A 13320-nucleotide genomic window follows, 5' to 3' on the forward strand; every position below is an offset into this window, starting at 1 on the left:
TTTATTTTAAAACATTAAATTCTTAATCCACCATCTATTCTTATAACTTGTCCTGTTATGAAGGAAGAATCATCACTGGCTAAAAATACCGCTAATTTTGCTATATCTTGAGGCTCTCCCAATCGTTTTAAACAGGTATTTTCTACAACATACTCTACCAATTCTTCTTTTAAACTTTTTGTCATCCCTGTCTTAACAAAACCGGGTGCTATGGCGTTTACTCTGATATTTTCCCCTTTCATTGTAAGTTCTTTCGCCCAAGACTTTGTCATCCCTATTATACCTGCTTTTGCTGCTGAATAATTAGTTTGACCGATGTTTCCTTCCATACCTACCACGCTTGCCATGTTTATTATATTTCCAAACTTTTGTTTTCTCATTATCTTGGCAACTGCTTTTGTCATTATAAATGTTCCTTTTAAATTCACTTGTATTACTTTATCAAAATCTTCTTCTTTCATAATAACTAAGAAGTTATCTTTTGCCATTCCAGCATTGTTTACTAATATGTCGATTTTTTGGTATTTGTTATATATCTGAGTGACAATTTCACTAACCGTACTGAAATCAGTTATGTCTGCCTGATAATAAATGAACCTATCTTCTGGAAAATCACTTTTTTCGTTTTCTTCTATTTGAGGTCTTTCATCTATAGCGATTGCTATTACATTGGCTCCTTCTTTTATGAAATTCCGTGATATTTCTTTCCCTATTCCTCTAGAGCCACCTGTTACGATCGCAATCTTTTGATTTAACTTCAAAGGGAACACCCCCGATTTTTATATATTAAGCAATTTGACAGTTTTATTTATTTGTTTAATAAATTTTGTGAGCACTTTTGTCGGCCCAATTTCAACAAATTCATCCACACCATTATTCACACATTCCTCAATACACTCTATCCATCTAACGGGAGAAGTTATTTGCTTAATTACATTTTCTTTGATGAAAACAGGATCTGTCTCAAACTTCGCCGTCACATTCTGAACAATCGGAACCGTTGGTTTTTTGAATTCTATATATTCAATTTTTTTTCTCAACCTTTCTTCTGCATCTTTTAGAAATTTGGAATGGAACGGACCACTTACATTCAACGGAACAACCTTTCTGGCTCCTTCTTCCTTGAGCTTTTCCATAGAGATCAAAAGCTCTTCCATTTCTCCACTAATTACAATTTGTGAGGGAGAATTGTAATTAGCTATTTGAACGTTTGGATAATTGGCTAAAACTTTTTCAATCTCATTTAAATCCATGCCTATTACCGCTGCCATACCGCCTTTTCCTGGTTCAAAAGCTTCACTCATGTACAATCCCCTATAATAAACCGCTTCAACTGCCTCTTCAAAATCGATCACGTTTGCAGCTAAAAGGGCTGTCCATTCTCCTAAAGAATGACCTGCTACCACATCAGGTTTGAAACCTTCTTCTAAAGCTTTCAAATACTTCATATAACTAATTGTGAGTATAGCGACTTGGGCATTTTGGGTTAAGGTAAGCTCTTTTTCATCAGTGCCAAATATTATAGTTTTTATATCCACTCCAATCTTATTCTTTACTTTATCAAAAAACAATTCATATTCGGGTTTTTTTTCTAATATATCCTTTCCCATTCCCAAGTATTGGGATCCTTGTCCTGTAAACACAAAACATCGCAAAACTTATTTCCTCCTTTTATCGACATTTTTTTCTAAGTCATAATTTTTCAAAATATATGACATTATATCTTCAATAACCTCGTTAACACTTTTTATTTCCTCTATCAAACCAGCGGATTGTCCTGCCATAAAAGACCCACTTTCTTCGTCACCATACAAGAAAGCCTTCATAAGGCTACCTACCAAAGCTTCTTCTGCTTCTTCAGGTGAAGATACTTCTAGCTTCGCTATTTTTTTACCGAACTTTGTTTTTATTATGCGAGCTGGATGACCTATTTTCTGACCAGTAATTATAGTGTCTCTAATCCCCGCATTTATTATTTTTTCTTTGTAATTTTCATGGGCTTCACATTCATATGTGGCTATAAAGCGAGTCCCCATCTGAATGCCTTCTGCTCCTAAGGATAAGGCTGCAACCGCACCAGGCCCGTTAGCAATTCCACCTGCTGCTATTACAGGAACCGACAAGATACTGGAAAGCTTTGGAACTAAAACCATAGTGGTTACATCTCCAATGTGTCCACCACATTCCATTCCTTCACCTATTATAGCTTCCGCACCAGCATTTTCTAACCTCAAAGCTAGATTTTCCGATGAGACTACGGCTAATGTTGTTATTTCATTTTCTCTAAGCATAGGAATGTATTTGCTAGAATTCCCAGCTCCTAAAATGGCAACAGGCACTTTTTCTTGAATTATCAAATCTATGACTTCATCTATATGAGGATTAAGCATAATAACGTTTACGGCAAAAGGTTTATCGGTCATCTCTCTTATTAAATCAATCTGTTTCTTTAAAAGTTTTGCATCCATGTTTCCAGAACCTATAGTTCCTAATCCACCAGCATTAGAAACAGCTGCAGCCAATTTTGCAGTACCCACCCATGCCATTCCGCCTTCTAATATGGGATATTTGATTTTCAATAAGTCCGTAACCCTATTTTTTACTGGTTCCAATTCAGCACCTCCATCTTCAACTCTTTTTGATACCTACCATTATCTCTGCTTGTGCACATATTTGCCCTTCAACAGTAGCTATTCCTTTTAATTTGAACATGTTTGCTTTCTTCTGTAGAATTTCTAAATCGTATATCAATTTATCTCCAGGTCTTACTTCCTTTTTAAATCGAGCCTTATCTATACCTGTAAACAAAGGAATTACATTCTCATCCGTATCTTTTAGAAGCAATAATCCAGCGGTTTGAGCCATACCCTCAACAATAAGTACTCCTGGCATTATGGGATAATTTGGGAAATGACCTTGAAAAAAAGGTTCGTTAATACTTACATTTTTAAAAGCCTTGATCTTTTCCTCATTTAACTCTAATAACCCATCAACAAGCAGAAAAGGGTAGCGATGGGGCAATATTTTCATTATTTCCTCGACATTCATAATTTTCACTCCCACGTGGTTACTATTCCACCGGAATCAGGTCCTAAATGCATTCCTATTATTATATCCATTGGCTCAAAGATTATCTTTTCCCTTGGAACTCCCAATTTAACTAATTCATCTAATAAATCGCCGCCTAATTTCAAGCTTCCCGTATGTTCAACGGTTATATTTTTTAACTCTCCTTTGCCTTTTTCTTCCATTGCCAACGAGGTGAGCTCTTTAATTATTTTATTGTATCCTCTGATTCTTTTAACGGGAAGTATTTCACCATTCTCCAGTTTTAACAATGGCTTAATGTTTAACATGCTTCCCACAAAGGCAGTTGCTTTCCCTATTCTTCCACCTTTTGCAAGATAATTTAAACTTCCAACGGTAAAGTATACATTCACTTTTTCTTGAAAATGTTCAACGAAACTCTTCAACTCTTCTACATTATAATCTCCTGAGTCTATAAGTTTTTTTAATTCTAGTACTAAATAACCCAAACCCCATGTGGCTTCATAACTTTCTACTATATGGATTCTTTTTTCATCTACTTCCTTAGCAGCTATCCTAGCAGAATTATAAGTTCCACTCAGTTTTCCTGAAAGATGGACAGATATTAACTCATCGTAATCTTTCAACATTTGTTTATAGACCTCTTCAAAATCTTGAGGCGTGGGTTGTGAAGTGGCAGGTATATAGTCAGATGTTATTAAAAACTCATAGAAGTCGTCTGTATCAATGTCCACAGCCCTTTCAAACTTACCTTTCCACTTTACATACAATGAAACGTAGCCTATCCCCATTTCTTCTAATTGCTTTGGATCGATGTCACATGTATTATCGGTTACTATTCCTATTTTAGGCATAATTGTACCCCCCTTTTATGATTTAACAAAAATTAAAGATGCATTGTGTCCCCCAAAACCAAAGGAGTTCTTTAAAACTACATTTACTTCAGCGTCTTGAGTCTTTCTTGGGATATTGAGTGTTTTCATCTCTTCATCGGACTCTTCTAAATTTGGCATTCCATGAACAAAATGATTATGACTTTCTATAACTGAAGCTATTAATTCAATTGCACCAGCAGCTCCCAAAGTATGTCCTATTAAAGTTTTAGTTGATTGTAAATATGGTTTATCAGCGAATTCACCGAATATTTTTTTAATAGCTTTCACCTCCGAATTATCACCAACAGGAGTACTTGTGGCATGACAATTTATAAGATTCACTTCTGAAGGATCCAATTCAGCCATTTTTAGGGCGTTCTTCATTGCCCTTGCAGCACCTTCACCTTCTGGATCAGATTGACTAATATGGTAAGCATCTCCTGTCATTCCATATCCCGCTATATATCCATAAATTTTGGCTCCTCTTGCCTTTGCATGTTCTTCTGATTCTAAAACTAATATCCCAGCTCCCTCTCCCATCACAAATCCATCTCTATCTTTATCAAAAGGTCTTGATGCTTTTTTAGGTTCATCATTTCTTTGAGAAAGAGCCATCATATTAGCAAAAGCCGCTATAGGCATAGGATCAATAACCGCTTCAGAACCTCCAGTTATGGCCACATCAACTTCTCCACTCCTTATCAACATCACAGAACTTATTATTGAGTGGACAGCTGAAGCACAGGCACTAACCGTTGTGAAATTTGGTCCCTTTAATTTATGCCTTATAGAAACAACTCCACTTGCCATATCAGCAATCATCATTGGAATTAAAAAAGGGCTAACATACTTTGGACCTTTTTTGTTCATGACTCCAAACTCGCGATACAACGTTCTAAAACCACCAATTCCAGAACCTATTATTACCGCAGCATTTTCTCTCCAATCTTGATCTTGTGACAACCCGGCGTCTTCAATAGCTTCATCTGAGGCAGCAATAGCTAATTGCAAAAACCTATCATAACGTTTGGCTGTTTTTCTATCCATATACTCTTGAGGATCAAAATCTTTTATTTCAGCCGCTATCTTAACTTTATGATCTGAGGTATCAAACTGAGTTATTTTATCTATACCGTTTTTCATTTCTTTTAAACCTTCTAAAAATTCTTCTGTGTTTTTTGCTATCGAGTTTATAGTTCCCATTCCAGTTATTACGACTTTATGCATCCACATACCTCCTGACTGTTATTTTATGAATTTGTTAAGGCTATCTTGATAGATGTAAGATTATAAAGAAGAAGCCAACATTTTTTTTGTTACTTCTATATAATACTCATATATTTGCAGAGGTTTTAACCCCGTCCATTTTTCATACAACGTTTCTCGAAGGCTTACTTGCTGAACCATTCCAGTTATCTCACTCCATAAAACCATTGCGATCTTTAAAGGTTCTAATCTTTCATCTATTGAACCATCTTTTATTCCTTCTTCAACGGAGCTAACTAATAGCCGAAAAATCTCTTCACTCTTTTCATATGCCTTCTTTACATGAGGATCTTTATCGCCGAAATGAACTTCCAAGGTTTCATAATTCAGTATCAATTTATAATAATCAACGTATTCAAGACTGAAAGATACGTATGTTTCTCCCATTGATACAACCTTTTCAAAACCGTTTTTACAAGAAGAAAATTTTTTAATAATCGATGCGAGCAAAGCGGATAATGCTCTTTCAACAGAAGTAAAATATAGATCTTTTTTGCTTGAAAAGTACAAATACAACGTCCCCTTTGCAAGATTAGCTCTCTTTGCAATTTCGGTCATTGTAGCTTTCTCATAACCTTTTTCCACAAAAATTTTTTCTGCTACATTCATTATTAAATTCAACTTTCCCTCTTTATTTTTCTTTTCCAAACTATTTCCCCTCATATTTTTACCTTCTAATAAAATAAAAATGACCAAAGGTCATCACTTTCATAAGATTATACCACAACCAAAAATGTATTTCAAGTTTTCGCATTAGATCATATTACATGTCCGCGAAAAAGATTGGTTAGATTATAATTCGATGTCTTTGAGGGGGTAACCCCCCTCAAACTCTCCGAAAACAAAAATCTTTTAAAAAAAGAGATATCTGCTTCAAGAAAGAGATACTAAGAAGAATTCAAAAAAAGAAAAGAGAACCAAAGAAGTATAGATTCTCTTTCAAATAGTGCTGGTAGAAAAAATTGAATATGAACAAAGGATTAAATCATATGGTTTCATTCTGAAAAACACAAAATATATCACGATTGATATTCGATGGGAAAAGAACAACCAAGTATAAGATACAGTTCAAAGGTGCAAGCAACACTTAAACTTATTCCAATCTGAAACATATATTAGAGGATACTAATTTCATTCCTCTTTTTTGTTAGTAATTAAATTATATTTCTTTTCTAACGTATTAATTTCACATTCCATAAGGAAACAATAATAAGCTAAATTACCCTTTGCATTTAGAAGAGAAGAGTAAATCATTAAATAATCTGATATGAGTTTTAAATCATTAGGATAACGAGTTAATAAATATTCTAATTGTTCTAAATTCATAGAATAGATTTCAACGGATGATTCCCATTTATCGATATTATTTTGAATATTATAAATATTCATTATTTGATTGTTATTTTGCTCTTCCACTAATAGTCTTAAATCATCAATATTATTCTGCGGAGGGAAAGTAGATATAGTTTTGAAAGATATTCCAACAGAAAAACCATTTGAGACGTTATAAGATATATTTGGAGATAAAGAGAAGAAATCCCCCACATTAAAAGTATTTTCAAGATTTAACGAATATGAAATATTTGGATCATCGAATGTATATGAATTTCTGTAAGTTAAATTGGAGGATATACTGGGAGCATTGGTATAATATTTTGGCGCTAATGTAATATAATAATATTCATTAATTTCTCTTATCATTTGAACAATGTAATCAATGGATATTGAATTATTGTAAGAGTTCAAAAAGTATTGTATATAATTCTCTAGGTTTAATTCTGACAACTTTTCAGCTTCTATGGGAATAATTTTCAAATTAGTTGCTCTTTTTTCACTCAAAGCGAAGGAGTTATTAATATCATCAAAGTTAGCCATGTATTGAGAAATCATTACTTTTTTGCTGAGGTATTCTTCATAACTCATTAATTTTTTCTTGTAATCTTTTTCTAACTTATCAACTTCTTCTTCAAAATAAGAATAGTAATTTTGATAATTTTTTAATATTTCTCCTTGAATGAAGTAATTCAAAAATGACGAGAATACAGAAATTATGAGTTCTTGTTCCACATTTATTTCTTGAAATTTTGCCTTGATAACTTCTTTCTCTTTTTCTTCTTTTATCTTCCCTATATACAAGATATCTCTTAAATCCTTAGAAATATTTATACTATAGTCGTTTTGATTAAAAGTGAAAGTTGTTGATGGAATGGGATTAAAATTAATTAATTGTTCTTCCATGGTTAGTTGATTTACTTGGTTACTGAAGGTTCTTTTGTCATAAGTGTCTAGTGCTTTAACATGTTCTTCAATCGCACAATAGATGTTAGAAGAATTAGCTAAAAGAGATAAGCTTAGCAAAATATACATCAAAAACATAACTTTTCTTCTCATAATGTAGCCTTTCCTTTCTTGATGAAAGGTTGCATATGAATACAAATTACATATTTTATTTTTTTGCTCAACCTTAACTACATGCTATTTTTTATTTCTTGTATTTTTGTTATTTACCTTTTAGTTTTTCTATTATCGGTAAAGTTTGATATATCTGGTAGTTTTCTTTAGTAACTAATATTAAAAATCCTTTGTGCGCCAATAATTTTACCGGTTTCTCTCTAAATGGTTCCTCGTGAAATATTTTAGCTGAATATTTCCCATCATCTTCTTCAACAAGTACAGCCATTTTGAGCTTGTTGCCTGATATAGAATGATAAAGTATGAAGATATTCCCTAATGAATCGATTGCAAAACTGATAATCTCAACATCTTTCAATTCTTCGACAAATATCGCCTTAAAAAATCCTTGGGGGTAAATGTATTGAAAAATATGGTTTGAAGAATCTCTAATAAATAAACTGTCTTCAAAAGTTAAAACTTCTTCAAATTGTCGGGCATCTATACCCTCATATTTTATTCCTGCTGTTGCAGGAACTGAAGAAAGAACCTCACCTGATATCGTCATCATGATAATTTCATTTTTCTTTTTATCGATAAGCCAAAAATCTCCTTTCTTTAAAGATCCATTTTGAATATATCCAAAATTATTAGGCGAGGAAAGCAATAAGTCATTTTTTGAATCAATTCCTACGTCTATTGTATTGACTAAATCACCTTCTAAAGAGAAAACAACTACTTCCTTTATTTTTTCCGAATAACCAACATAGTACACTGAACCTTCACCTGGTATTCTTCCTAATTTTACAGAGATTAAGTTACTTAATTCGTAATCTTGATATTCTTCTTTCGGAAATGTGTGAGCAATACTGTGTGTCGTATAATCTTCAGGTCTCATAAATGAGTAGATTTCGATAAAATTTTCCACAAGGAGGTTATCCGGATCAGAGTAAACATAAAACTTATTATCGAAAAAAGAAAATGCATCCGTAATTGGGGAAGGATTATCAACTGCTAAAGTAAGAGACAAAGTTTGAGATGGGGAAATATTCATAAACATATCTTCCTTTTCCCCCTTTGCTTCGTTAGCAAATAAACTGCTAACACCAAAAGCGGTAAACATGAATAAGAGAACAAATAACAACATCCTCTTTTCAATAATCATTTTCATTAAAATCCCTCCATTCTATGTTTGTTCGTTTTTAATATAACCAATATTTTTCGTTTTTCTTTTATATAATACCATACTTCACTTTATTTTTTAGATTAGCTTGGAAGTGAATATTTTATGTTAGGAATATTTATATGATTAATCAATCTGGCAAAGGTTTGTTACATTCAATTTTGAATATACCGATACTTTTTTGAAGGGAAAGATTCCCGGGAAATGTTCCCCCTTTATCCTTTTAATAAAGTTCATCCAACACTGAAACTCCCTTGATCGACAAAAGCAACTTTTGCATTAATAAAGATTAGGTTATTTAGAATGTTCAATTAATATCAGGAACTAGGACAGGATATCTAGGAACATATGCTGACCAATTACCGTAATCAGTTATTTTCCCCCAAAAATTCCTGTATTGAGCGTTTCCATAATGGTACCACAAGTACCAATCAACATACCAATAAACCCATTCACCAGGTTGGAGAGTAACTTCGCCTCCAATAGTGTCCGTAACTGTGTACCCTTCCGAATAACCTATTTCAGCTTCTACTACGTGACTAAATCCTGCAGATGTTGAGATTGTAACGCTTTTTGACACCGAACGGCTAAACGATGCTGTGATTGGAACATCATTTGGATTATCCTGAGTTTGACAGTTACAAAAACGTAAGAATTCTAAAATAGGCATGAATAATTGCAAAAAAGCGTTTTTTGCTTTCTCTGTTTTTCAAAAGTGTCACTACATGCCTTTCTTTTCCTTTGTTTATCAGTGTTTTAGACTTGCGTTTTCGCTTTGCTCCTTTCTAATCCTTTAATTTCCTTATTTTCGTTCTGTAGTTTTAGTTTCTCTATGAATTCCTCATATGGGGTTACTACTTTTGGAATTGGTATATTAAGTATCTTCAATATCTTCTGAGCCAAAAGATTCATGTTAGTCCTAATGGCAAAATGCTGTTCGTTGGGTTTAATATCTATGTATTCCATGTTTTTAATCGCTTCTCTTATCTTTTCGTGTGAGTATTCTATATTGTTCCTTTCTAGTTCTAATTCTAGCGTTCTTTGCATTATGTAAGATACGAAACTCATCACAATGTGTCCCTTTATCCTTTTCTGTGTCCAATGAAATATCGGTCTTGTCTCAAGATAATTCTTTAGTGTTCTGAAGCTTTCTTCCACTTTCCACAAGGTATGGTATTGCTCTAATATCTGTTTTGGATTCAACTGTGTGTTGGTTATTATTCCATAGTATCCGTCATATTTTTCGTCTTTTCTATCTTTTTCTGCCCTTTCCTTTGAATGTATTATGAGTAATCTTTTACCCTCGTATTCTGTTTCTCTGTATTCAATCCCTTTTGCTATTTCAGTGAATCCTCCATCGAATATATCCACCTTTTTTAACTGTTTTATCGATTTACCCACTATGAATTCGTAATCGGAATTCTCTACTATTTCCATATTGGTTCTACTCATCATCCCTCTATCAGAAACCACTATTACCTTTCCCAACTGATATCTCTTTTTCATCACCTCTATCGTATCTTTGAACGTATGCCCTTCGAACGTGTTACCTGGATATATATCAAAACTAACCGGCATCCTATCCCTATCTATCGACATCCCTAAAACTACCTGTGATTCGTTGAACTTCTTATCTTTCGAATACCCCATCTGTAGTAACTCGTTCGTTTGTTGTGTCTCAAAGGCTAATGTCGTTACATCGTAAAACACTAAATCTACTACAGAATTGAATAAACTCATCCTTTGACGGTACAGATGTTTCTCTAACTCTTCCTTCTTTTGCGCTAACACATCTAGCGTCCTGTACATCCATTGTAAAGCTATCCCTTCTTCGTCTGTTTCTGCCTCATCTATTCTTTTGAAGCCGTAGTAATCTAGTTCTTTGAATATTCCCAACTTACTTTTCGGTTCTATTATTCTGTTCATAACCATTATTTTCAGCAAATCTTCTACATCGAACCTTATCTTTTTATCCATCTTTTCAAAGAACTTATCCATCTCATACCTTTCAAACAATTTATCCACTATTACCTTTATTCCGTAATTCTTCTTATCAGGTGCTTCCTCAACACTATTCAAATTCACATAACCTTTTATATCATATATCTGTACGAATTTATCGACAATATTTTCCACTTCTTTTCTACTGATAGTATCGATTCTACCCAAATTAGCGATAATCTTTTGTTTGTTCTTACCGTTTTCACGGTAACTTTCTACTATTCTTAAGTATTCTTTCCCTTGATTGTTTTTTACGGTTCTAACATACATCCAAATCATCTCCCAACTTCATAATGTCTTTAATATTATACCACAGAAATATTATGAAGTCAAGAGAATAATATATTTAAAAACTAAAAAAGTGTCACTACATCAAAAAAATTTTTTTCAAAAAAATAGGTGTTTTATCCCCTCAAACCCGCTTTCTTCCGTTCGGTTTACTGAAAAATCATCTCTCAACTGTCAAACTCAGGGGTTCAAATATGTATCGATAAAGTATTACAGAGGGAACCTTTGCTGTTTCTTTTTATGTTTTTGAAGAGGAAGAAAGAGAAGAATTCAACAAAGAATAGTTCTTTGAATATTGAAACTTTGTTTGGATTAGACATAATCTTTTTATTGACAGGAATACAATCCACCCATTATCTTATTTCAATGGTTATTAATTATCATTTAATATGATATCTAAACAATTATTTTGTTAGATATACTGATATTATCCATCGTCACGTTTGTTTTTTCCTTTTTTCTTATACGGCGTTTTATGAGTTATAGCGTTATACCTTAGCTTCTTCTTATAATTATTAAGTTTGTCTTTTAATCTTTCAAAAAAATTATTTTCCTCTTTGCTTTTTCTTTGTTCAAGTTTTTTCTTTTTCATAATTATCCTACCTCTTTGCATATGAATTCTTACTGACTTTACAAACTCTGAAACCTTGTATATAGCTCCCCTTTGCCCAGCAACCTACCCATAAGGAAAGATAAAATAGCTTTGCCATATTCTTAAATCTCTTTAATCTGGAATCGTTAACACTACAGTCTCTTTTGTTATCTTTTTCCCAGCTACTACTGTGAAGAAAAATAAAAATACCCCTGCTCCTAACAATATCCATAACAGTATGTCATTGAACTCTTCTGTCACAGGAAAAGTTGAAGTCAAATAACTGCCACCAAAAATAACTGTGAATCCTATTATAAAAAACAAGAGGTTCTATTACCAAAATAGTAGGTATTTAAACTTTCATACAACCAACTGACTTTCTATTATTTCTTTGTAAATGGGAGCATTTTTTAATAACTCTTCATGTACTCCTTCTCCTTTTATCTCTCCATCTTTCAACAGTATCACTTTGTTAGCCTTTCTTATCGTTGACAATCTGTGGGATATTATTATCAAAGTCATCTTGTACTCTTTCAATTCATCGAATATTTCTTCTTCTGTCTGTGAATCTACCCCTGACGTTGCTTCATCCAGTATCAATACCTTTGGTTCCCTTATCAATGCTCTTGCTATCGCTACTCTCTGCCTTTGCCCATCTGATAGCTTACTTCCCCTTTCTCCTACTACAGTATCGTATCCTTCATCTAAAAGCCCTATGAATTTATCTACCTTCGCTTTCTTTACCGCCTTCATGAATTCTTCTTCAGTGATTTCATCATCCAACATTATGTTTTCTTTGACCGTCATGTTGAATAAGGGTTCGTTACCTCTGACTAACTTTATCTTTTCTCTGATTTCTTGTAATTTGTAATCTGTTATGTTTTTATTCCCTAATAGTATTTTACCGTTTGTGGGATCATATAATCTCACAAGAAGACTCACCATAGTACTTTTGCCAGATCCACTTGTTCCTACCAACGCTACCTTTTCGTTTTTGCCAAAGAAGAGATTTATGTTTTTCAAAACTATCTCGTCTCTGTATTTGAATGAAACGTTTTTGTATTCGATGTTGTAATCCTTAGGGAAAAGATATATACCATCACCTTCCTCTTCTGGCATATCGAGGATTTCAAAGAATCTTTCAGCTAGAGGTTCAACCCGTTGTAGTTGAACCAAATTTTCATTTATGATCCCTATGGGTTCGTATATCCATGGCACAAAAGAATAAAAAGCTATTAAAGTTCCCAAAGACATGTTCCCTCTTATCACAAGTAATCCTCCCAATCCTAATATAATCACAGGAATTACATAACTGATAAAAAAGGCTATATTTAAAATAGTTATTTGAAATATCCCTGCTTTAGTCGCCTGCATAGACCAATTTTCCGCATCCTTGGAAAATGAATTTGAAAAGTATTTTGTTTTCCCAAATACTTTAATAATTAATTGACCATCTAACTTTTCTTTTATAGAAGAAGTTAATTTTCCAAAAGATTTTCTTTCTATTTTTGAATAATTCTGCAACTTTGTTTGCGAACTTCTGATAATAAGCCAATAGAAAGGTAAAGAAGCAAGTACTATCAAAAATAATTGCCAATTCAGATAAGTCAGTATAGCAGAAATAACTACTAAATTCAAAAAGTTTAAACACATGGTTGGTAATACAAGAGCCATTG

15 protein-coding genes are annotated in these 13320 nt (G+C 33.1%); 1 reads left to right on the forward strand and 14 read right to left on the reverse strand.

From position 1 onward, the window contains the following. Window positions 1–14: 14 nt before the first annotated feature. The 11 genes from AD60_RS05450 to AD60_RS05500 all read right to left on the reverse strand — a co-directional run bounded on the left by AD60_RS05450 (window position 15) and on the right by AD60_RS05500 (window position 11034). The gene (locus AD60_RS05450; RefSeq protein ID WP_103876646.1) at window positions 15–761 is read right to left on the reverse strand and encodes a beta-ketoacyl-ACP reductase; all 747 of its coding nucleotides are present in this window, start codon (window positions 759–761) and stop codon (window positions 15–17) included. A gap of 18 nt (window positions 762–779) precedes the next feature. Further along, on the reverse strand, window positions 780–1655 hold the full coding sequence (gene fabD, locus AD60_RS05455) for an ACP S-malonyltransferase (RefSeq protein ID WP_103876647.1): 876 nt from the start codon (window positions 1653–1655) through the stop codon (window positions 780–782). A 3-nt stretch (window positions 1656–1658) separates the two neighbouring features. Further along, window positions 1659–2612, reverse strand: a complete 954-nt coding sequence (locus tag AD60_RS05460; protein ID WP_103876648.1) for a nitronate monooxygenase — start codon at window positions 2610–2612, stop codon at window positions 1659–1661. Between the two features lie 16 nt (window positions 2613–2628). Continuing rightward, window positions 2629–3048: a 3-hydroxyacyl-ACP dehydratase FabZ gene (gene fabZ / locus AD60_RS05465; RefSeq protein ID WP_103876649.1), complete on the reverse strand. Its 420-nt coding sequence runs from the start codon at window positions 3046–3048 to the stop codon at window positions 2629–2631. Window positions 3049–3053: 5 nt separating this feature from the next. Beyond that, window positions 3054–3902, reverse strand: a complete 849-nt coding sequence (locus tag AD60_RS05470; protein ID WP_103876650.1) for a DegV family protein — start codon at window positions 3900–3902, stop codon at window positions 3054–3056. A gap of 15 nt (window positions 3903–3917) precedes the next feature. Further along, complete coding sequence (gene fabF / locus AD60_RS05475) at window positions 3918–5150, reverse strand: beta-ketoacyl-ACP synthase II (RefSeq protein ID WP_103876651.1); 1233 nt, start codon at window positions 5148–5150, stop codon at window positions 3918–3920. Between the two features lie 60 nt (window positions 5151–5210). Continuing rightward, on the reverse strand, window positions 5211–5852 hold the full coding sequence (locus AD60_RS05480) for a TetR/AcrR family transcriptional regulator (protein WP_103876652.1): 642 nt from the start codon (window positions 5850–5852) through the stop codon (window positions 5211–5213). Between the two features lie 468 nt (window positions 5853–6320). Then, window positions 6321–7580 carry a hypothetical protein gene (locus tag AD60_RS05485; protein WP_103876653.1) on the reverse strand — a complete coding sequence of 420 codons (1260 nt, stop codon included), beginning with the start codon at window positions 7578–7580 and terminating at the stop codon, window positions 6321–6323. Window positions 7581–7689: 109 nt separating this feature from the next. After that, entirely contained in the window at window positions 7690–8751 is a 1062-nt protein-coding gene (locus AD60_RS05490) for a hypothetical protein (protein WP_103876654.1), read from the reverse strand. Between the two features lie 319 nt (window positions 8752–9070). Then, complete coding sequence (locus AD60_RS05495) at window positions 9071–9433, reverse strand: hypothetical protein (protein WP_103876655.1); 363 nt, start codon at window positions 9431–9433, stop codon at window positions 9071–9073. 86 nt (window positions 9434–9519) lie between these two features. Next, the gene (locus AD60_RS05500; RefSeq protein WP_158248384.1) at window positions 9520–11034 is read right to left on the reverse strand and encodes an IS1634 family transposase; all 1515 of its coding nucleotides are present in this window, start codon (window positions 11032–11034) and stop codon (window positions 9520–9522) included. A gap of 243 nt (window positions 11035–11277) precedes the next feature. Between AD60_RS05500 and AD60_RS10170 the strand changes: the two genes are divergently transcribed. Further along, complete coding sequence (locus AD60_RS10170) at window positions 11278–11445, forward strand: hypothetical protein (RefSeq protein ID WP_158248385.1); 168 nt, start codon at window positions 11278–11280, stop codon at window positions 11443–11445. Window positions 11446–11479: 34 nt separating this feature from the next. Here AD60_RS10170 and AD60_RS10175 read toward each other — a convergent pair whose 3' ends face one another. The 3 genes from AD60_RS10175 to AD60_RS05505 all read right to left on the reverse strand — a co-directional run. Next, the gene (locus tag AD60_RS10175; protein WP_158248386.1) at window positions 11480–11644 is read right to left on the reverse strand and encodes a hypothetical protein; all 165 of its coding nucleotides are present in this window, start codon (window positions 11642–11644) and stop codon (window positions 11480–11482) included. A 132-nt stretch (window positions 11645–11776) separates the two neighbouring features. Next, complete coding sequence (locus tag AD60_RS10180) at window positions 11777–11923, reverse strand: hypothetical protein (RefSeq protein WP_158248387.1); 147 nt, start codon at window positions 11921–11923, stop codon at window positions 11777–11779. An 81-nt stretch (window positions 11924–12004) separates the two neighbouring features. Continuing rightward, the coding region (locus AD60_RS05505) for an ABC transporter ATP-binding protein (RefSeq protein ID WP_103927449.1) at window positions 12005–13320 on the reverse strand (1316 nt) is incomplete at its 5' end.

It is taken from the genome of Petrotoga sp. SL27 (assembly GCF_002924605.1).
Classification (GTDB): Bacteria; Thermotogota; Thermotogae; order Petrotogales; family Petrotogaceae; genus Petrotoga; species Petrotoga sibirica.

Excerpts from the sequence above, each read along its gene's own strand:
- fabZ (WP_103876649.1), bottom strand. The coding sequence starts at position 3,048 with ATGAATGTCGAGGAAATAATGAAAATATTGCCCCATCGCTACCCTTTT.
- AD60_RS05470 (WP_103876650.1), bottom strand. The coding sequence starts at position 3,902 with ATGCCTAAAATAGGAATAGTAACCGATAATACATGTGACATCGATCCA.
- fabF (WP_103876651.1), bottom strand. The coding sequence starts at position 5,150 with ATGCATAAAGTCGTAATAACTGGAATGGGAACTATAAACTCGATAGCA.
- AD60_RS05480 (WP_103876652.1), bottom strand. The coding sequence starts at position 5,852 with ATGAGGGGAAATAGTTTGGAAAAGAAAAATAAAGAGGGAAAGTTGAAT.
- AD60_RS05485 (WP_103876653.1), bottom strand. The coding sequence starts at position 7,580 with ATGAGAAGAAAAGTTATGTTTTTGATGTATATTTTGCTAAGCTTATCT.
- AD60_RS05490 (WP_103876654.1), bottom strand. The coding sequence starts at position 8,751 with ATGAAAATGATTATTGAAAAGAGGATGTTGTTATTTGTTCTCTTATTC.
- AD60_RS05495 (WP_103876655.1), bottom strand. The coding sequence starts at position 9,433 with ATGCCTATTTTAGAATTCTTACGTTTTTGTAACTGTCAAACTCAGGAT.
- AD60_RS05500 (WP_158248384.1), bottom strand. The coding sequence starts at position 11,034 with ATGTATGTTAGAACCGTAAAAAACAATCAAGGGAAAGAATACTTAAGA.
- AD60_RS10175 (WP_158248386.1), bottom strand. The coding sequence starts at position 11,644 with ATGAAAAAGAAAAAACTTGAACAAAGAAAAAGCAAAGAGGAAAATAAT.